Source organism: Oceanispirochaeta sp. M1, from assembly GCF_003346715.1.
Taxonomy (GTDB): Bacteria; Spirochaetota; Spirochaetia; order DSM-2461; family DSM-2461; genus Oceanispirochaeta.
The window spans coordinates 80,962-100,064 of record NZ_QQPQ01000002.1 but is presented as its reverse complement, the minus strand read 5'-3'; the positions used below and the strand labels follow the sequence as shown (position 1 = coordinate 100,064).

The 19,103-nt window shown below is 43.6% G+C and carries 17 protein-coding genes and 1 pseudogene; 10 read left to right on the top strand and 8 right to left on the bottom strand.

Annotated elements, in window-relative coordinates:
- The first annotated feature begins 23 nt into the window (after nt 1-23).
- Both DV872_RS01645 and DV872_RS01635 read left to right on the top strand, forming a co-directional pair.
- Entirely contained in the window at nt 24-1,355 is a 1,332-nt protein-coding gene (locus tag DV872_RS01645) for an MFS transporter (protein WP_114628095.1), read from the top strand.
- A gap of 189 nt (nt 1,356-1,544) precedes the next feature.
- Complete coding sequence (locus tag DV872_RS01635; RefSeq protein ID WP_114628093.1) at nt 1,545-3,149, top strand: sensor histidine kinase; 1,605 nt, start codon at nt 1,545-1,547, stop codon at nt 3,147-3,149.
- Nucleotides 3,150-3,231: 82 nt separating this feature from the next.
- On the opposite strand, the gene DV872_RS01630 is transcribed toward DV872_RS01635, so the two are convergent.
- Complete coding sequence (locus DV872_RS01630; RefSeq protein WP_114628092.1) at nt 3,232-3,996, bottom strand: IclR family transcriptional regulator; 765 nt, start codon at nt 3,994-3,996, stop codon at nt 3,232-3,234.
- Between the two features lie 119 nt (nt 3,997-4,115).
- Here DV872_RS01630 and DV872_RS01625 point away from each other — a divergent pair, with 119 nt between their 5' ends.
- From DV872_RS01625 to DV872_RS27210, 4 genes and pseudogenes are all read left to right on the top strand, one after another.
- Entirely contained in the window at nt 4,116-4,775 is a 660-nt protein-coding gene (locus DV872_RS01625; protein WP_114628091.1) for a bifunctional 4-hydroxy-2-oxoglutarate aldolase/2-dehydro-3-deoxy-phosphogluconate aldolase, read from the top strand.
- Between the two features lies 1 nt (nt 4,776).
- Nucleotides 4,777-5,871: a sugar kinase gene (locus DV872_RS01620; RefSeq protein WP_114628090.1), complete on the top strand. Its 1,095-nt coding sequence runs from the start codon at nt 4,777-4,779 to the stop codon at nt 5,869-5,871.
- Nucleotides 5,872-6,426: 555 nt separating this feature from the next.
- Complete coding sequence (locus DV872_RS01610; RefSeq protein WP_114628088.1) at nt 6,427-6,732, top strand: Dabb family protein; 306 nt, start codon at nt 6,427-6,429, stop codon at nt 6,730-6,732.
- A 234-nt stretch (nt 6,733-6,966) separates the two neighbouring features.
- A pseudogene (locus DV872_RS27210) lies at nt 6,967-8,505 on the top strand (methyl-accepting chemotaxis protein).
- A gap of 6 nt (nt 8,506-8,511) precedes the next feature.
- On the opposite strand, the gene DV872_RS01595 reads toward DV872_RS27210, so the two are convergent.
- From DV872_RS01595 to DV872_RS01585, 3 genes are read right to left on the bottom strand one after another with little or no spacing between them, the layout of a single operon-like run.
- Nucleotides 8,512-10,029, bottom strand: coding sequence for a radical SAM protein (locus DV872_RS01595; RefSeq protein ID WP_114628085.1), 1,518 nt, complete (start codon nt 10,027-10,029; stop codon nt 8,512-8,514).
- 46 nt (nt 10,030-10,075) lie between these two features.
- Nucleotides 10,076-10,795, bottom strand: a complete 720-nt coding sequence (locus DV872_RS01590; protein ID WP_114628084.1) for a M48 family metallopeptidase — start codon at nt 10,793-10,795, stop codon at nt 10,076-10,078.
- Nucleotides 10,796-10,810: 15 nt separating this feature from the next.
- Nucleotides 10,811-11,818 (bottom strand): YafY family protein, encoded by a 1,008-nt coding sequence (locus DV872_RS01585; protein WP_114628083.1) that lies wholly within the window; start codon nt 11,816-11,818, stop codon nt 10,811-10,813.
- 125 nt (nt 11,819-11,943) lie between these two features.
- Between DV872_RS01585 and DV872_RS01580 the strand changes: the two genes are divergently transcribed.
- Together DV872_RS01580 and DV872_RS01575 are read left to right on the top strand one after the other, a co-directional pair.
- Nucleotides 11,944-12,156 carry a hypothetical protein gene (locus DV872_RS01580; RefSeq protein ID WP_114628082.1) on the top strand — a complete coding sequence of 71 codons (213 nt, stop codon included), beginning with the start codon at nt 11,944-11,946 and terminating at the stop codon, nt 12,154-12,156.
- 73 nt (nt 12,157-12,229) lie between these two features.
- Nucleotides 12,230-13,228 (top strand): peptidylprolyl isomerase, encoded by a 999-nt coding sequence (locus DV872_RS01575; RefSeq protein ID WP_114628081.1) that lies wholly within the window; start codon nt 12,230-12,232, stop codon nt 13,226-13,228.
- A gap of 48 nt (nt 13,229-13,276) precedes the next feature.
- On the opposite strand, the gene DV872_RS01570 is transcribed toward DV872_RS01575, so the two are convergent.
- Complete coding sequence (locus tag DV872_RS01570; RefSeq protein WP_158546778.1) at nt 13,277-14,167, bottom strand: DUF2971 domain-containing protein; 891 nt, start codon at nt 14,165-14,167, stop codon at nt 13,277-13,279.
- 37 nt (nt 14,168-14,204) lie between these two features.
- The gene (locus DV872_RS01565; RefSeq protein ID WP_114628079.1) at nt 14,205-15,635 is read right to left on the bottom strand and encodes a sensor domain-containing diguanylate cyclase; all 1,431 of its coding nucleotides are present in this window, start codon (nt 15,633-15,635) and stop codon (nt 14,205-14,207) included.
- 141 nt (nt 15,636-15,776) lie between these two features.
- Between DV872_RS01565 and DV872_RS01560 the strand changes: the two genes are divergently transcribed.
- Nucleotides 15,777-16,295: an emopamil-binding family protein gene (locus DV872_RS01560; protein WP_114628078.1), complete on the top strand. Its 519-nt coding sequence runs from the start codon at nt 15,777-15,779 to the stop codon at nt 16,293-16,295.
- Between the two features lie 108 nt (nt 16,296-16,403).
- On the opposite strand, the gene DV872_RS01555 is transcribed toward DV872_RS01560, so the two are convergent.
- Together DV872_RS01555 and DV872_RS01550 are read right to left on the bottom strand one after the other, a co-directional pair.
- Nucleotides 16,404-16,808 (bottom strand): Hsp20/alpha crystallin family protein, encoded by a 405-nt coding sequence (locus DV872_RS01555; RefSeq protein ID WP_114628077.1) that lies wholly within the window; start codon nt 16,806-16,808, stop codon nt 16,404-16,406.
- A gap of 28 nt (nt 16,809-16,836) precedes the next feature.
- Entirely contained in the window at nt 16,837-17,256 is a 420-nt protein-coding gene (locus tag DV872_RS01550; protein ID WP_158546777.1) for an Hsp20/alpha crystallin family protein, read from the bottom strand.
- A 401-nt stretch (nt 17,257-17,657) separates the two neighbouring features.
- Between DV872_RS01550 and DV872_RS01545 the strand changes: the two genes are divergently transcribed.
- A complete protein-coding gene (locus tag DV872_RS01545) occupies nt 17,658-18,953 on the top strand; it encodes an ABC transporter substrate-binding protein (RefSeq protein WP_114628075.1) in 1,296 nt (431 codons plus the stop codon).
- Nucleotides 18,954-19,103: the final 150 nt, after the last annotated feature.

Below are 19,103 nucleotides of genomic sequence, written 5' to 3'. Positions count from 1 at the left end.
TGTTGATGCAATGAGGAGTTCCTATGGCTTATCTTCCCCGTAAAGAAAAGTATGCTTTTTCCACAGCCCTGATGGGCCAGACCATGATTTATAATTTTGTGAATCTATATCTTATGATTTTTTATACAGATGTTCTTGGTATCTCGGCTGCAGCAGCAGGAACTCTTTTTCTGGTGGCTAGAGTCTGGGATGCTGTCAATGACCCTCTTATGGGAGTCGTTGTTGATAAAACCAAGACTCGCCTGGGAAAGTGCCGACCCTATATTCTCTATTGTTCCATACCTATAGCGCTGTTCACAGTCTTGCTTTTTACGAATCCTGATCTGTCTCCTGTAATGAAAATAGTCTATGCCTCAGTAACATATATTCTTTGGGGAATGGCCTATACTGCCGTGGATATTCCTCTATGGACTCTCAGCAGCCGGATGACTGCGGATTCCAATGAGAGAAAATCTCTTATTGCCAGCGGTCGTATATTCAATGTTATAGGATCAGCTCTCCCTGTATTTCTTGTGATTCCCCTTAAAATGCTATTTGGCAGAGGGGATGAAGCCAAAGGCTATTTCTGGGCAATCGTTGCATTTTGTATCGTTGCAGTTCCTCTCCTGCTTCAGGGCTTCTTCGGAACCACTGAACGTGTTATGGAGATGTTGAATAAAAAGGAACACAAGGTAAGAGTGAAGGATATACTGGATTCTCTTTTCAAGAATCAGCCTCTTCTCCTCCTTCTTCTTTCCAGTTTGCTGAGTGTACTGATTAACCTGCCTATAACTGCAGGGATCTTTTATGCAACCTATAATCTTGGGGATGAAGGATATATGGCTCTGTTGGCAGGTACTGTCCTTGTTGCTTCGGGTATAGGCTGCGGTATTGCTCCTGCCCTGGGACGCCGATATACGGGCCGGAGTATTCTTATTGCTACTTCTGCCCTTGCTTCTTTTCTTTTTGTTATAGCTTATTTTGCATGTGCTTCAGGGAACATGGTTCTTATTGTTCTACTGACTTTCATCATTGGTGTTCTTTTAGGAATCCCTCTTGTTCTGAGAACTTCAATGATGGCCGATACCATTGAATATGCCCAGGCCAAAACAGGTGTCCGTAATGAAGGAATCATTTTTGCATCACTGACATTTGTAAGCAAACTTAAAATGGGTGCCGCCAGTTTTTTTGTAGGTATGGTACTTAAATTTTCAGGTTATATTCCCAATATTGAACAGACTCCCGAGGCTCTCAACGGCATTATGCTCACCATGACTCTGCTCCCTGCATTGGGTGCTGCCTTGTCTGTGATCCCAATGCTGTTTTACACATTGACAGATCAGGAGCATAAAAAAATCATTGAGCAGCTTAGCTGATAATCCTTCTGGTCCCGGCAGGACCCGAACTCTCAGCTTTACAGCCCAAAAAGCTGAGATAGATGCGGCATGCCAGTCCTGCCTTCATGTACTTATCAAGTATATACTTTGGTTTTTGATCAATATTAAAATGATCCTTTTATTGGGTTTTCATACTATTTCAGATTATCATTAGTGTGAAAGGTATGTATGAAAATTAAATTGAAACTGGTTTCCCTTATTTTGCTCAACAGTGTAGGTTTTTTATTTGCATTTATTATCTATCTCTCTGTCACAGGATTACTGCGTGATATTGAATGGGAGAAGAAAGAACTTGAGATTTTGTCAGAAAAATCTCAAGCTGTGAGAATCTCAGGTGCTGAAATCTTTATGGATAGACCTCTTGAAGATAGTTGGTACGTCCTGGAAATACAGATGAAAAACCTGGAGATCCATTATGTATATCTGGATCGCCTCTCTATTCTGCCTTTTTTAAATCCTCAGATAGGCAAAGCAATTGGTACAATAGAAAGTCTGGAAACTATTACATTTGAACAATATGCTGTTCTCAGTACAACCTATTCAGATATCAAGACGCTGCTCTCAGATTCTGCTGTATTTGATAATATACTCTTCAGTACTCTCTTCAATGCCCCTTCATTTATAGAAGAAGTAGATTGGGTAAGGCTCAGGTTCCTTGCAGATGAATTCAGGACAAATTATGCTCAGCTGGATTATATTCTGGATAATAGTGTCAGAATCTTGAATGAGGAACTATATCTGATAGAGACTGAAATATCCCATATCAGAAAGGTTGGTCTTCTTGTTACCCTTTTTCTGGCTTTTATCATTATCGGAGTCATGCTTATTATCACACTGAGTCTTTCTCAAAAGATTGCAAGAGATATGGTACAGATAAATTCGTCCCTTTCCCAAATGCTTTTATCCTCAGAAGCAGTTGTAATAGATATAGAGAGAAATGATGAGCTTGGTGATCTGGCTCGGAATATTGAATCCATCTTCAATGAATTGATACTTACCAGGGATCATCTGATTCAGTCTGAAAAAATGGCCTCTCTTGGTGAGCTGGTTGCGGGTATCGCCCATGAAATAAATACTCCTGTAGGTATCGGTGTTACTGCTTCATCCCATATGATTGGGCAGATAGATGAGTTGAATACCTTATTCATAAATGAAAATCTGACTCAGGAGCAGTTTTCCTCCTATCTGAAGAACTTGAAAGACAGCTCTGATATTATGCTCTCCAACATGGAAAAGGCGGCGGGTCTTATAAAGGGATTCAAACAGATTGCAGTGGATCAAAGTTATCAGGAAGCACGGTGTTTCATGGTGCTTGATTATCTGAAGGATCTTAAAAAAAGTCTGAAACCACTTTATACGAAACGTAGAATTAAAATTCGTCTCGAATGTGATGAGACTCTGGAAATTAACAGTATTCCAGGAATGCTGTCACAGATAATAACTAATCTGGTTCAGAATGCAGTTCTTCATGCTTTTTCGGTAAAAGAGGAAGGGAGAATATACATCTCTCTGAAAAAAGGATCCGATGATCTTATTCTCAGCTTTAGAGACACAGGTCATGGGATGACAAAGGAAATAATGGACCGGGTGTTTGATCCTTTTTTTACAACCAGAAGAGGGAGCGGCGGGGGAAGCGGACTGGGACTGCATATTGTCTACAATCTTGTGACTCAGGGGCTTGGCGGAACAATCAGCTGTGACAGTGTTCCCGGTGAAGGAACGGAATTTATTATTCATTTCAGGGAATGCTTAAGACGTATTGATAATTATTAACGATTATCTTCTCGAAAACCGAATGAACCGAATCTGTCAAAGCTGATGAATCAGTTGTTTTTCTTTATTCTGAGCTAGGGATTCAGATATGATATTCGTCTATCATCGCGGATATACTGCGGCCGGCATCCCGCATAAGAGAACGCAGTTCTTTCTTTCTATCTTCGGTGAAACGCAGGGTCGGAACAGTAATACTTATGGCAGCAATAATATCCCCCTCTTTATTGAGGAGCGGGACCGCTATACAGCTTACACCCTCTTCATGTTCTTCATTGTCAAAGGATATCAGGTCTGTACGGATTCTGTTCAGCTCTGCATGAAGCGAATCGGCAGTTCGGATTGTTGTTTCTGTAAAAGGTATCAATTCTATGTCCTGAACAATTCTCTCCAGCTCATCCTTCTCCTGGCCTGCAAGCAGCATCTTTCCAAGACCAGTACAATACAAGGGCGCATGACCTCCTGCCTGGGACTGAACAACAACTCTCAGACTTCTGCTTGATTCCCACTTACTGAGATAACTTATCTCGTTGTTATGGAGTACCGCCAGGTGCATGGTCTCATTTACTTTTTCATATATACCCTGAAGATAGGGGTCTGCCAGACTTTTCAGCCATCCCCAGGCGGAGCCGGAATCGGTGAAACTCTCCATTTTTCGAGATAGACTGTATAAGCCGCTCTCTTCATGGTGGAGTACATAACCTAGCTGCACAAGGGAACCAAGCATTCTGTAAGCACTGCTGCGGTGAATAGCCAGTATTTTTGTTATTGCCGAAGCACGGCTGGGACCGTAAAGGGCCAGAGTTTCCAGCAGCATCATTGTCTTTTCTATGGTTTGGGAGTTTTCCATGGCTCATGTCCCTCTTAATAACTAAAACAGTCTCACTGAGAGAGACGGATGTCTTAATATATTGACTGCTAAAAGAAGAGATGTCTATAGTCATATTAGAAAACAGATAAGAAGGTTTTATGAATACCATATTTAATGATGATTTGAAGAGTAAACTTGCCTCTTCCGGTGTCATCGCAGTAATAACAATAGAAGATGCCGCTCAGGCAGTTCCCCTGGCCAGACTCCTGGTGGATGAAGGAATCACTGCTATGGAGCTCACTCTGCGAACTCCCTGTGCTCTGGATGCCCTTGAAGCTATAACTAAAGAAGTCCCTGAAATGAATGCCGGGGTGGGAACAGTTCTTAAGGCATCACAGCTTGATGATATAATCAGCCGCAAGGCTCTCTTTGCCGTAGCACCCGGATGTAATACCAAAGTAATTGATGCTGCTCTGGAGAGGAAATTCCCATTCGGCCCCGGAATTACGACTGCTTCTGAAATTGAAGCTGCCGTTGAAAAGGGTTGTCGTGTACTTAAATTATTCCCCGCAGAACCTCTGGGAGGAGTCAGTTATCTTAAATCTCTGAACAGCCCTTATGGATTCCTTGATCTCAAATACATTCCCCTGGGCGGCCTGAATGTAAAAAATATGGCTTCCTGGCTGGAGCGTCCTGAAGTTCTGGCAATCGGCGGTTCCTGGATCGCCCCCAATAACATGATCAATAACAAAGACTGGAGCGGAATTGCGGCTAATGCCCGTGAAGCGGCCCGTATCGTTAAAGAAGTAAGAGGCTGATATGAAAGATGTGATTGTATCTTACGGTGAAATAATGGGGAGATTTTCCCCTGATAACAACAGACGTTTCAGACAGACCATGCCCGGTCCTCTGAACGTGACCTTTGCGGGCGCCGAATCCAGTGTGGCCGTCTCTCTTAAACAGCTGGGTGAAAAAACCCGTTATATAACAGCACTCCCCAAGCACAGTATTGCCGATGCCTGCGAAGATTCTGTAAGAAGATTCGGAGTAGACACATCCTATATCCTCAGAACAGATGCCGGACGTCTCGGTCTCTATTTTATGGAGACCGGTGCCAATCAGAGACCCAGCCAGGTCATCTATGATAGAGCAGATTCTTCAGTCTCCGTCACCCCCGGTGATGCCTATGACTGGGAAAATATCTTTGCAGATGCCAAGTGGTTTCACATCAGCGGTATCACCCAGGCTATTTCCAAAGAAGCAGCAGAAGCTTCCATTCTGGCAGTCACCAAGGCTAAAGAAGCGGGAGCTACAGTATCCTGTGACCTGAACTTTCGAAAGAAACTCTGGAACTGGGAACCCGGAACAGCTCCCCGTGATCTTGCTGAAAAAACAGTACGCAGACTTCTCAAATATGTGGATGTGGTTATCGGAAACGAAGAGGATGCCCATGATATTCTGGGGATCAAGGCGGGAGACAGTGACGTCGAAGCCGGAGAACTGGATATTACCCGTTATCCTGATGTTGCAAAACAGATTCAGCAGCAGTTTCCCCATGTAAGCCATATAGCAATTACACTGCGTGAGAGTATTTCTGCAAACCACAATAACTGGGGTGCCATGCTCTATACTTGCAAAGACGGTTCTGCCAACTTTGCACCATTAGACGGTGAGGAATATAAACCTTACCAGATCAAAAATATCGTTGACCGTCTGGGAGGGGGAGACTCCTTTTCTGCCGGTCTGATCTATGGTCTCAGCGGTGAGTTTAAAGACTCTCCCAGGGACGCCCTTGAGTTTGCTGTAGCAGCCTCCTGTCTCTGTCACTCTATAGAGGGAGATTTTAACTACTCTTCCTACGAAGAAGTGATGGCTCTGAAAAATGGTAGTACAACGGGAAGGGTTAAAAGATAAGTCTGATTTTTTCTTTCTTTCCTTCCTCTATAAGAGGAGGGAATGAATATTAATATAAAAAGGCGCAGATAATAACTCTGCGCCATCCTTAAAATGAGCTATGCTCATTGATTTATATGTAACCTTCTAATTTCTGGTGGATCACTCTCATTAGTCATATTCAATTCCTCCTCATCATTGGGATTCTTTTCTCATGAACTTAACTTCATTATAATACCTCCATAGTAGTATTTGCAATGTTTTTCACATAAATTTGTATCTTTTGATCTCTTCCCTATATTCTATCAGTTCCAGGGGTCGTTTTCAGGCTTTTTGATCTGGAGGAATGTCTGGTGACAAAGAGGATGAGTCTTCGTCTCTAGATTGTTTTTTGAAGCAGCAGAGCTGTTTTGTTCGTTGTGTTCCTGCAATAGGAGGAATATAATGAAGAAGATGACAGGCTGGATTAAAGCTACATCCGATATTATGGTAAGGGTTCTTCTTTGAGAGGAGGAAAATATTACCCTTTTGAAGGATGTTTTTGTAAAGTTGCCGCGGCAGCATAGGAGATTTCCCATGGTAAGGCATATTGTTTTGTTTTCATTCAATTATCCTCTGGACAGTAATGAGGTTCAGGAACTTAACAGTAATTTTGATAAATTACCCTCTCTGATTCCCGAGGTTGTAAAATATGCTGCAGGAAGCAATATGAGTCCTGAGAATCTGGAAAAAGGGTATCAGATGTGTTATGTCCTTGATTTCAAGGATGCAAAAGACAGGGATACCTACCTGGTCCACCCCCACCATAAGGCCTTTGTGGAATCTGCAAAGCCTGTATTGAAAGACGTTCTTGTTTTTGATTTTGTACCGGGAGAAGTCTGAATAACCGGTTAGATTCTCAACCTCGGGACCGCCGGTGATGGGATCTTCAGTATGAGCCCAGATTCAAAAGATTCTGTGCTGCGAAGTGCCTATGAAGAACAGTATATTGCAGTTCGAACTGTCTTTGAATATTTAATATAATTTCATTTTATGGCTGTGGAAGTAGATGTATTTTAATTATTTTTTTGTTATAAATATTATTCAATATATATAATATTATTGATGAGGTAGTAAATGAAATTGTCCATCCGTCTCCGATTTTTTATATTTTTTATTCTTGTAGCTTTTTTTGCGTCGGTAGGTACAGGCTCCATTGTATATGTCCAGTATGCAAATAATATTGAAAAGACCATTGAAGAGAAAATGTTGCAGGGAGCTGATTATTTCAAACAGGCTTTTCCAGTTCATGACATAACCCGTCTAAAAAGAGAAGGGGAAATCCAATCTCCCTGGACAGTAAAATTGTTAGAAGATATACAGCTATTCTCAGATACAATGGGTTTTGCTTATATCTATATTATGGAAGAGAGAAATGGTCTCATATACTTTATTGCGGATCCAGGTTTTCTTGAAGAGGATATGTCATATGGTGATCTGTATGAGGATGTAGACCCCGTATTCCTGCAGGCCATAAGAGAACAAAGGCAGATGTTTACTGAGCCCTATACTGATGAATGGGGAACATTTCTGTCTATTCTGACACCGATTACTGAAAATGGTGAAACAATTCTTCTGTCTATTGATATGGATATCTCTAAAGTTCAAAGACTGGAGCGGGCTGCAATGCTCAGTCTGGTGCTGGGAGTTCTTTTGTTTGTGGGTCTTTCAGCCCTTTTAAGTTTTTTCATCGGCAACAGTCTGACAAAACCTATTATTTATCTTTCAGGTCTTGCAGACACTATTGCCGGTGGTGTTCTGAATGCAAATTCCGGAAATGATAAAGTGCAGAAAAGAGGAGATGAGCTGGGTGAGCTGGCTGTATCTCTGGCCAGAATGGTGGAGGTTATTACAGATCTTGTGGGAACTGTAAAAAAGGCCTCTTCCAATGTAGCAGGCAGCGGTCAGAGACTGGAGAATATGTCTTCCCAGCTGAGTGATTCTGCAAATAAACAGGCTTCTGTAGCCGAGGAAGTCTCCAGTTCTATGGAAGAGATGAGTGCCAATATTCAGCAGAATGCCCAGAATGCCAAACAGACAGAAGGAATTGCCGCCAAGGTCTCACAGGATTCCGAGGTGAGCAGTAATGCAGTGATGCGTTCCATTGAAGCAGTGAAAGAGATCTCTGAAAAAATAGGAATTGTTGAAGATATCGCCCGACAGACCAATATGCTTGCACTGAATGCTGCCATAGAAGCAGCCAGAGCCGGAGATTAGGGTAAAGGATTTGCAGTTGTTGCTTCCGAGGTAAGAAAACTGGCCGAGCGGAGTCAGAATGCAGCCTCCGATATCAGTGAACTTTCTACAAACACAATAAAAGCTGCCAGTGAAGCGGGAGATCTTCTGACCGAACTGCTGCCTGATATCCGAAAGACTTCAGAACTGGTTCAGGAAATTTCAGGAGCCAGTTCTGAACAGGATTCCGGGGTGGGACAGATCAACGAGGCCATGATTCAGCTCAGCGATATTACTCAGGTGAGTGCTGCAAACTCTGAAGAGATTGCCCAGACTACACAGCAGATGTCACAGCAGGCTGCTGAGCTGCTTGATACAATATCTTTTTTTACTATTGATGAAGATGAGGACGATCCGACTCTGCTGTCTGATAGAACCTGATAGCCTCTAACAGAAGAACGGGGCATGACTGGAGGTGAACACAGGGGGAGTCCGTTTGAGAATCTCCCTTATTTCCGGGATGCCCTGAAAATCTTTACTCATGAACTCTCTCACCTGTCTTCTTCCAAAACCGAGAGGATGTTTGAAGTCCCTGTATAGACTCAGGTCTCCTTCGTAGAAGGACATGGATAACAGATCATCCAGTTCCCTGCTCATTATGGGCATGCTGAACACAGCTGCATTGATAAAATCTATATACTCTTTCTGTTCCAGGATAAAATCTCTCGTCCTGAGGGCTGCATCCTTGTCTTCCGTGCTTGTCCCGAACATCACATAAACATATGTTCCTATACCTGTCTCTTTAAGATTTCGGAGAATAGTACGAACAGAATCCAGCCGTATCCCTTTCTGAAGCGAATCCAGCACATCCTGATCTCCCGATTCCAGGCCAAGGCAGAGCAGACGACAGCCTGATCCGGCAAGATCCCGGCAGAATGAGGGTGACGTTAATTCTTTGATAAAGTGACTGAAGCTGTACCAGGGTGCTCCCGGAGGATTCCGGATGATGGCTTTCATCAGATCCAGGCTTATTTCACTGTCAGTAATATGGATCATTGCAGGGGAGTGTTTCTCTGTCAGACTGATCAGATTACTGCTGACCAATGATGCCGCTTCCTCTTTGAAGGGGTTGTCCTCCCAGCGTTCATTACAGAATGTGCAGCGTTTCCAGGAGCAGCCGCAGGCGGCGGAATAGGGGAGTATGGGGCCGGGTGAAATATAGGGAAGGCTGTAGAGGGTTCCGGGATCAGCCAGACCTGTTCCTTTCCATTCCAGGCCTCTGAATCGGACGATGCTCTCTTCTCCCGGTCCTGCCTGAACCTCATCCGACAGCTCTGAAAGAAAGCTGCAGTCACCCGGGCCTCTCAGCCAGGATGTGATCAGGCTTCCTCCCAGCTGTATCTTTACCTCCGGCCATGTCCTGCGGATATATCCCATGATGGACATGCCCGTAAGTCCCTGGCTCAGAAAGCCTATGGAAATACCGACATGGGTGAACCTGATCTCTTTTTTCAGCTCTTCCAGTCTTTGTTCAAACCATGGGAAAAAGGGTGATTCCTGGGGATTCTTCCAGGCTCTGATCAGATCCTGACGTTTTAAAGGAGACTGTCCTTCTACCTCTAAATCTGCTGCTGTCAGTCTGTATTTTTCAGAATCCAGGGATGAGGATGCCAGATAGTTCAGATCCCGGACCTGTTTTGTGTAGCGGTCGGGGGAATCATATGCACTCTTTACTGAGCTGTCTCCTGTGAGGCTTGCCAGGATACGCGAACTATTTTTACGGACTCTCTGTGCTCTTTTATCATCAGCATTCCATGCTTCCTGTCTGCCCAGCCAGTGAAAAGCCTCTACGGCTCCGTCAAGAATATATGGTTCGTCCCCGGCGGCACGAAGAGCCCCTGCAAGTTTCAGCAGGGCAACAGGAGGTTCACAGTTTCTGACGGTGGGGGGATTGATAAGCAGCATGGATGACAGTATAGCAAGTCCGGGAGACTCCTGTCTGTAGATATACTTAAAGAGCCATCTCTCCCTTCAGTTCCCTGCTGAGTCTACGCCATTCGGGCAGGTATGAATCCAGTATGGTCTTGAAGCGTTTGTTGTGGCTGGCTTCCAGAAGGTGAGCCAGTTCATGAACGATGACGTATTCCATTATTTCGGGTCTCATGGTTATGAGTTCCAGGTTCAGCCATATCCGGCCTACTCTGGTATTGCATGAACCCCATCGGGAATTCATCTTTTTAATCCGCCACTCCGAGGGTTCTACCTTCATTTCGGCAGCCCAGCTCAGGATTACCGGATCTATGAGTTTCTTCATCTCTTTTCTATACCAGGATTCAATATGTGACCTACGTTCAGCTGCTTCTATGCCTGCTTTCTCTGATATATGTATTTCATCTTCCCTGAGCTTTATGGTTCGCCGCTTTTCTGTTTCTGAGATTCGGAGGGTATAGAGTCTTCCACGGAAGAGTATCTGCTCTCCCTCTTCATAGTTCTGTCGGGCAAGAGGGTGGATACTGTGTATGTTTTTCTGCTGCTCTTTAATCCAATCCCAGCGGGAGAGGACAAACTGTTCGGCTTTTCTGTCGGAATACCAATGGGGGACTGATAACCTTATTTCTCCATGGGGAGGGATCAGCCTCAGACGAAGGCTCTTTATCATCTTTTTCTGAACTCTCACAGGAGAGCCCTGAATATGCAGTATCTTTTCTTCTATAAATGAGAGTCTATGCATAACTTATTATACCTTTTATTTATTATATTTCTTGTACAGCTCTGTAAGTTCTTTATTGATTTCATTTCTCAGGTCTGCCGGTTTCAGAAGTTCTGCATCCTTTCCGAATGAGAGAATCCAGCTTTTTACATCTCTTCTACCTGAAGTTTTCAATTTCAGAACAAGGCTTCCGTCGGTATTCAGTTCAATTTTCTGTCCCGGCTGCCACTCCCTTTCCCTGATATAGGGTGCCGCTTCCTTTGAAAAGTGGATCACCACTGAAACCGGGTCGTTACATGTGAGGGCCCAGGCATTGCTGAGCATCGATTCGGGATCAAATTCAGGCTCTTCACGAAAGGGCCTGTCACTCATACGGATTGATTCAAAACGTTCCAGTGCCATAGTTCTCAGGGCTTGGTCCTCTCTGCGGTAGACAAAACAGTACAGACCGTAATTCCATTCAAAAAAGCAAAGAGGGGCAAATTCAATTTCCTTCTCTTCTTCACCGCCGTCTCTGAAAGAGCGATAGCTTCCCCGGCAGTATTTTTTTTCAAGTGCAGCCTGAAGAAGGGTCTCGTAGATCTTCTCCTTACCCTCCAGATGTTTGTACTGTCCCGGAATATTTATAAAGATATCTTTGAATCTCTGCAGTTCTTCGGCTCCGGAGTTTTCAAGGTAAAATTGCTCCAGCCTGTTACGCAGAGCCGAAATGGTCTGCTTCATCCCTGATTCATACAAGGGTGTCTGTCGTGAGAGAATCTGATACAGAATCATTATCTCGGCGGTATTCAGGGAAAGCCGGGGAACTCTTCCTGATGGTCGGGCACTTACATATTCGGCCATAAGTCCCCAGCTTTTTGTTTTACCATCCAGGGGTGAGTCTACAAGGGGATATCCAAGTTCATCCATGGATTCGAATAGTCTATAGACCGATCTGCGGCTGATGTCCAGTTTCTCCTGGAGTTCTTTGATACTGATACCACCAGGGCGGGACAACAGTTCAAATGCTTTCATAAATTGAATCAGGTTTTTTGCAGCAGCCATATAAAAACTCCCGAATTAATTAAATGCGTGCCATATTGTGACATATTGCGTCTATAGAATGAGGTAGAACAAAGGAAAAATCAAGGCTTCAGCTTTTAGATCCTGTTCACTATAGGAGTATTATTATGAGAAAAATTATGATTCTGGAAGAACAGGATTTCTGTGGAGAACCTGGAGACATGTCAGCCCTGAAAGCAGGAAAGGCAGACTGGGAAAAACAGGTGGATGAAATCTTTCTTATTCAGTCCTATAACACCATTCAGTGTCTGAAATCCCATGATGATTATAAAGGCGTCTGTTCTGTGGCCGATTTTGTAAAATATCTGCTCCCAGAATAGGCTCTGTGTTGACAGCACCTGCCCCAGATCGTAACATAAACATTCTATAATCTGATATCAAGGAAATGATTCTATGAAAAAAATGATACCCCTGCTTATGGTAGTTATGGTCTCCCTTCTCTCCTGCGGTGCAGGAAAACTGGATGAGGGTAGCGTTGCCAGAGTAAATAAAACAGATATTCCCCAGAGCGAGTTTGACGCTGAGGTGGAAGCATTCAAGAAGCAGTATGAGGCACAGGGACAGTTCCTGACAGAAGCTGATCTGGATATGGTCAAACCCCGTCTTCTGGATTCTCTTGTGGTAAAACAGCTGCTCCTGGACAAGGCTGCATCCCTGGATATTGCTTCTGACAGCGAATCAGTGCAGAAACAGATGGATTCTTTTAAACAGCAGTTCCCCTCTGATGAGGAGTTTATCAACAGCCTTGCGACAAACGGATTTACCGAAGAATCTCTGACTCAGGAACTTGAATGGCAGTCTGTTCTGCAGAGTCTCTTCGATCTGGAAGTTGCCGACAAGGTCACATCTTCTGATGAAGATATTCGTAAATTCTATGATGACAATAAAGAGACCTACTTCATGACTCCCGAGTCTGTGAATGCCAGCCATATTCTGATGATGATAGGTGATGAGCAGAGTGAAGAAGACGCACTGCTTAAGATTCAGAAAGCACAGCAGAAGATTGCAGCCGGTATGGACTTCGGTGATGCTGCTGCCACTTACTCTGAAGGTCCCACCAAGGACAGAAGAGGAGATCTGGGAACTATTGCCAGAGGACAGACAGTCCCGGCTTTCGAAGAAGCAGCATTCTCACAGGAAATCGGAGTTGTGGGAGAACCTGTTCTTTCCCAGTTCGGTTATCACCTGATCCTTGTGACAGGAAAGAATGAAGCCTTTGCCACTCCCTTTGAGGATGTCAAAGATATGATTAAACAGCAGCTTGACGAGCAGGCAATCCAGGAAGGAACAATGGCCTATATCGAAGAACTTAGAGAGAGTGCCGATATTGTGCTGCCTGAATGGGCTACTGCCGAAACAGAGGCAGCTGTACAGGCACCCGCTCAATCCTGATTTTTGATCTTTGAATCCTGCATTAGTCCCCTTGTAAGGGCTGCGGGATCATCGGTAGCTTTTGATGGATGAGAACTCTATGCTGATCTGTTTTTCCGAATAGTAGCGGGTCAGGTAGTTTTCAATCATCCCTTTATTGAGAACTTTCTCTTTGAACTTCGGTCCGAAGAGAATTGTTTCCAGCTCCATGTTCAGGGCTTTCATATCCATATCAAGATATGGATAGAAGGCTCCATGGTTGTTTATCCGCCAGCTGGCCTTGTTCAGCAACTTTTCACTGTCATCGTAACAGATCAGCCTGTACTCTGACTCTTCAGCGTAATCGCTGTCCTTGATGAAATAACCCCATCTCTGATAATCTCTGAAATCAAAATTTTTCTGAAGTTCATCAGTTATTCTTGACCGGATACGGCTTAGAGTTGCAGCAATCGCTTCACCGTAGAGTATGCAGCCGAAGCGGAGATATTTGTCATCGCTGATTCCGCTCAGATCCAGTCCGAGACAGACTCCTGTACCGTCTGCTCCGTAGAGTCGCCACTGGTTGAGGTTGTCATAGCGGTCGGTGAGAGAGAAGATAAACCTTTTCGTTATATTATGCAGGCGAATCTCATCCAGTTCGGGGTCCAGCTGCTCCTTGAGGATTGTATTCCCGCTGCTGATCTCAGTTATATCGTTCAGCCCTGCAGGACTGGAGAAACGTATCTTTCCGCTTTTGAGAATCTCCATCAGGGCGGGGAAGGATGTGTAGTGATAAAATGTCTTTGTCTTGTCCCTCATATGGATAAGTTCTTCAAAGATCTGCTGCTCCTGTTTGAGAAAGAATGTCTCTTTCTGCAGATCCAGCTGTACTTCCAGGGAGAGAGAAGGTGGGAGTCCCGGGTGTCCCCGGGATTCAAAAAGTGTATTCAGCTCCCGCTGAAGAATTTCCTGCATATTCATTTCCGGCCCTCCATCTTGTATCTGTAAAAGCGGCTGCTTAATCGGAGAATATGGTACTCCTGTTCCGTCCGCCATCTTTTGAGATGAAAAGTGCTTTATCTGCCTTTGCGATAAAGGAGCTCAGAGTTTCTTCTTTTTTGGGACAGGCAGAGTATAAGCCGGCACTTACAGTTACTTTTTTATTAAATTCAGGATGCTTAATCCCCTGGATTCCGGCTCTTATCCTTTCTAATACATTAAGTGCTTCCGCTTTCTCTGTATCAGGAAATATCATAACGAATTCTTCACCACCGAAGCGGACAAACAGATCTGTGACACGCAGTACCTGTGTGCATAGATCTGCAATTCGCTTGAGTACCAGATCTCCTGTTCCATGTCCATACTCATCATTTATGAGTTTGAATTTATCAATATCAATAATACCAACCGATAAATACGATTTGCTGCGAATTGCAGTTTCATAAAGCAGTCTCCCTTCCAGTTGAAGACGGTGTCTGCTGCCGGCTCCGGTGAGTGCATCTTCCATTGCCATCCTATAGGCACTTTCATGAAAAAGTGAGTTCTCCAGGGCTATGGCAATGTGGTCTCCAATTGTTCCGGCAATTTCCAGATGGTGTTTATTGAATTTTCCCTTTTCCGTATGATCCAAAGCCATAAGTCCCAAAATTTCTCCCCCCGCAATAAGGGGGATGCCGATCCAGGATCGCAGAGTCATATTTTTAACAGGCTGACTGAAACTGGGGAACTCTTTTTCTATATCATTTGTCAGGACAGGGATTCTCTGCTGAAGTGCCTTGGTACTCAGACTTCCTGCGTCTGGAAACTTAAACTTCATGGACTTAATTTTCTCAATATCCTCGAAACCGGAGCCCCCTAATACTTCAAGGTATGAACCCTTTAATAACTGGACAGTGCTTGTCTGGAAGGGAATGATTCTCCGCATCTCCTCGAGTATATTCTGTACTGTTTCATTGATATCCAGGGAGGAACTGAAGGTTGCAGACATCTGTCTCATGAGTTCAAGTTCCCTGGAGCGTTTCTTTTCTTTTTTAATACTGTTCTTAAGTTCTTTCTCAGTCTGTTTCAGTTCGGTAATATCTGTATCAGATCCGACAATTATCAGGGGGGTTCCATCTTCTTTTAATCTCACAACCATACTTGTTGATTTTATAAAGAGATAGGAACCGTCGGACTGTTTCAGACGATATGTTTCATCGAACTGCGATGATTTTCCTTCCCTTTTTCTTGTCAGGCTTTCGCTGACTCTTTTTCTGTCTTCGGGATGGATGTTCTCCAGGAAGCCGTCACTGGTTCTATCTACCTGAAACTTATCTTTTATATCAGTCCAGTAATGACTGGGTAGAGTTTCATCGGTTTCATAATTCGTTATGTAGATACCAATATCGGAGAGAGCTTTGAGAAGTGTTTCATCGGCTATTAATGTTTTGAACGTTTTATTCTGCTTCATAATTATTGAACTCTATATCAATTGTAGTTCATTTTCTGAAAGATTTTTTATGATGAAGCTTCATTCAGTCAGAGGAGTTCTATTCCTACTATCAAATTATAATTTGCATGATTTAATGAAAAATATGTATACTTTTAAATTATGAATGACATAACAAATCTTCCTCTCAAAGAGCGTCCCGTTGATATCTTCTTTATAATCATGTTTGCTCTTTTCACAATCACCTCAGGTATTGCCGATCTCATTCCTACACTGGGAATCGAAATGTCTCCGGACAGCCCCAATTTTATTGCCAGGGCTAACTATGCCTACGCCTATGGAACTGATCCGCTTTTTCTCTTTACTGCGGATCATCCCGTTCCCGTCTGGATGAGGTTTGTGACAGGTCTGTCAGCCTTTGTTTATCCTGTTTTCTACATTCTCTTTATTGTCTCTGCCATTAAGGGATGGAATCGGATACAAGTCCCTGCAGTCATGTATGCCACCAGTATTTCAGTGATTACAGGAGTTGTCGTATTTGGTGTAGAATTTTTCGGGGAGCCCGAATGGAGATGTCAGAATATTCCCAAATTTTTGAGTCTGAATCTGCCCTATGTTCTGATTCCTCTGTTTCTGCTTGTCAGGATGAGAAAAGAGAGCCCCTTTACCAGGAAGTTCTAGCTCTGTCAGTTTCATTGGAATCATAGAATTATCAGTAGATAAAAAAACCGGGCTTCCACAGCCCGGCAATCCCTGTCCACGGTGGACAGGGACATATATATAAACTGCTTAACCTTTGACCTTGATGGCCAGGGGTGCAGGTTTCTCCTTGCGGGGGAGTTCCAGGGTCAGGAGTCCATTTTTCATCTCCGCCTGGATCTTATCGCTCTGCAGGTCTTCGGGAAGAACAAAGCTTCTTTCAAAAACAACCTTGTTTTCATCTTTTTTATTCTCACCTTTCTGAACTGCCTGGATTGTCAGCAGGTTTTCCTTTACCTGAATATCAAGATCCTCTGCGGTAAATCCGGGAAGCTCTGCAGTCAGAACCACACGATTTTCTTCATTTTCAATATGGACTATGGGTTTCCGGGGTGCTGCTTCATCGGCATTGTTAAAATCATTAAACATCTTATCCATTTCTCTCCAGGGATTTACGGTTCCTGCAGAATTTCTTCTAACTACTAAATTGGTCATTGTCTTACCTCACTATTATATTTATTACTTAGGCTTTTACTTTTATTGATCTGGGGGCCGCTTTCTCTTTTCGGGGAAGATCCAGGGTCAATAAGCCATTTTTCATTTCTGCTTCAAAATTGTCTCTATTCAGATCATCAGGAAGAACAAAGCTCTTTTCGAAGATTATTTTTCTCTCTTCTTCAGCTTTTTCACCCTCAATCTCAGCCTTAATCTCTGTGATTCTGAAGGCCTGGACAGTAAGCAGGTTTTCTTTTACCTGAATATCGATGTCTTCAGGGCCGAAACCGGGAAGCTCTGCTGTAAGAGTCACTTTGCTTTCTTCATTGTTGATCTGAACCACGGGCTTACGGGGCTCATCTGAGGCTCTATAGAAGGAATCCCATGCTTTATCAATTTCATTCCAGGGATTTACCTGAGCTCTTCTTCTAACTACCATATTTGTCATATCTGTACCTCCAGATTTTGTTTGCATTTTATACTGACTATAATGCAATGACTGTGCCAACTTTTTTTGAAATACTGTTAAAATGTTTCTGTGTAAGTAAATAAAATATATATTTTTGTCTATGGCCCCATGACCTAATATTATTTTTACTGGATTATGTATCTGAAAGATTGAAACTGTGTCTTTTTGAGACAGAGGGGTCCATTCAATTCTAAGATGGGTCAAAATAACACAGCAGGGTAGTAATGACCCAGTTTTGTACCTGAAATTCTGAGTCAAAGAGAGTCAATATGTCTAAAATGGGATCTTGTTCAGTATTACAACAATTAGTGGGAAAATGTCACATTGCCGGTGAACAGAAGCTGTTTTACCATGAACTATGATCCAAAAGGAGGATTGATATGATGAAAAAAGCTCTACTAGTTTCTTTGCTCATTATGAGTCTGGCTCTCCCGCTCTTTGCTTCGGGTGCTCAGGAGGCAACCGGGCCCGTAACTATTACATTCTGGACCCATGAAGACCCCAACAGAACTGCTCTGGAAGACCGCTATATAGCTGAATTTCAGGCTGCAAATCCTGATGTCACAATCGAAAGAGTGACCAACTCCAGTAAGAAAATGCCCGAACTTCTCTTAACGGCCTTTGCTGCCAATGAAGGCCCTCATATCTTCAATACTCAGATTGAGGATGGATATGCCTATATTGCCAACGGCCGTGTGGCTCCAGTTAATCTGGGTGCTGCCGGATTTAAATCCGTCAAAGACCTTAAGGCTTCTTATGTTGACGGTGTTCTGGATGCTGTATCAGAAGATAACAATGTATACGGACTTCCTCTTGAGCTGACAAACTGGGCTCCCTATCTGAATAAACAGATTTTCCGAGATGCCGGTCTTGATCCCGAAAAAGACTATCCCAAAACCTGGGAAGATATGGTAGCCGTTTCTCAGAAGATCGTTTCCAGAGAAGGTGAGATAATCACTCGCCGTGGATTTGACTTCCGCTATCCCTATTATCTGGTGTCCATGGTTCCCATGGTTGAACAGCTTGGTGGGAAATTAGTCAGTGATGACGGTAAAACTGCCATCGTTGGTGATGAAGCATGGCTTAAATTTCTGCAGTTTATGGCTGACTGGGGACCCAATGGTCTGAATCTGGGATCTCCCACCTATAAGAATGGACGTAAGCTCTTTAATTCCAACAATAATGATATGGGTATGGCCATGAGCGGTCTGTATCAGGCTGGACGTATCAGAGCCGATAACCCCGATTTCTACAACAGTGGTGACTGGATGGTAATTCCCTTTCCCCAGTTTGAAGATGCTGTAGAAGATGTCGCATCTGCCTACTATGGTCACTTCTATATGGTTAACAGCCAGAAAGCCGATCGTGAGCAGAAAGTGGCCTGGGAATTTATCACTTACATGCTTTCCCACTCTGAAGAATACCTGACAGAAGTCGGTCTGATTCAGCCCACTAAAGCGCTGATGTCTTCAGAAACCTTTGCCAATATCCCCTATGCTGATGTATTTGCAGCCGATATGGCCAAAGGAAACATCGTGTATTACGCTGAAAACAGTGCCAAGATTCAGGAATTGATCAAAGAAGCAGTTGAGGGTGTTATGCTCAGCGGCATCGCTCCTGAAAAGGCCCTGGCTTCACTAAAAGTAAAAGCACAGGAAGTACTTGATCAGGAGTAGAATCTGATCGGAATTTAATAAAACATTTTGAGGCGGCCAAATCCGGTAACACGGTTTTTGACCGCCTCTTATTTAAAGGCCCTTAGGTCTAATTAAATAATCACCAAGGTTCTAAATGAATCTTGGTAGTATTAAGCCCTTAGGTCTAAT

Excerpts from the sequence above, each read along its gene's own strand:
- DV872_RS01575 (WP_114628081.1), top strand. The coding sequence starts at position 12,230 with ATGAAAAAAATGATACCCCTGCTTATGGTAGTTATGGTCTCCCTTCTC.
- DV872_RS01610 (WP_114628088.1), top strand. The coding sequence starts at position 6,427 with ATGGTAAGGCATATTGTTTTGTTTTCATTCAATTATCCTCTGGACAGT.
- DV872_RS01590 (WP_114628084.1), bottom strand. The coding sequence starts at position 10,795 with ATGCATAGACTCTCATTTATAGAAGAAAAGATACTGCATATTCAGGGC.
- DV872_RS01545 (WP_114628075.1), top strand. The coding sequence starts at position 17,658 with ATGATGAAAAAAGCTCTACTAGTTTCTTTGCTCATTATGAGTCTGGCT.
- DV872_RS01550 (WP_158546777.1), bottom strand. The coding sequence starts at position 17,256 with ATGACAAATATGGTAGTTAGAAGAAGAGCTCAGGTAAATCCCTGGAAT.
- DV872_RS01580 (WP_114628082.1), top strand. The coding sequence starts at position 11,944 with ATGAGAAAAATTATGATTCTGGAAGAACAGGATTTCTGTGGAGAACCT.
- DV872_RS01635 (WP_114628093.1), top strand. The coding sequence starts at position 1,545 with ATGAAAATTAAATTGAAACTGGTTTCCCTTATTTTGCTCAACAGTGTA.
- DV872_RS01620 (WP_114628090.1), top strand. The coding sequence starts at position 4,777 with ATGAAAGATGTGATTGTATCTTACGGTGAAATAATGGGGAGATTTTCC.
- DV872_RS01585 (WP_114628083.1), bottom strand. The coding sequence starts at position 11,818 with ATGGCTGCTGCAAAAAACCTGATTCAATTTATGAAAGCATTTGAACTG.
- DV872_RS01625 (WP_114628091.1), top strand. The coding sequence starts at position 4,116 with ATGAATACCATATTTAATGATGATTTGAAGAGTAAACTTGCCTCTTCC.
- DV872_RS01560 (WP_114628078.1), top strand. The coding sequence starts at position 15,777 with ATGAATGACATAACAAATCTTCCTCTCAAAGAGCGTCCCGTTGATATC.
- DV872_RS01630 (WP_114628092.1), bottom strand. The coding sequence starts at position 3,996 with ATGGAAAACTCCCAAACCATAGAAAAGACAATGATGCTGCTGGAAACT.
- DV872_RS01555 (WP_114628077.1), bottom strand. The coding sequence starts at position 16,808 with ATGACCAATTTAGTAGTTAGAAGAAATTCTGCAGGAACCGTAAATCCC.
- DV872_RS01645 (WP_114628095.1), top strand. The coding sequence starts at position 24 with ATGGCTTATCTTCCCCGTAAAGAAAAGTATGCTTTTTCCACAGCCCTG.
- DV872_RS01570 (WP_158546778.1), bottom strand. The coding sequence starts at position 14,167 with ATGAATATGCAGGAAATTCTTCAGCGGGAGCTGAATACACTTTTTGAA.
- DV872_RS01595 (WP_114628085.1), bottom strand. The coding sequence starts at position 10,029 with ATGCTGCTTATCAATCCCCCCACCGTCAGAAACTGTGAACCTCCTGTT.
- DV872_RS01565 (WP_114628079.1), bottom strand. The coding sequence starts at position 15,635 with ATGAAGCAGAATAAAACGTTCAAAACATTAATAGCCGATGAAACACTT.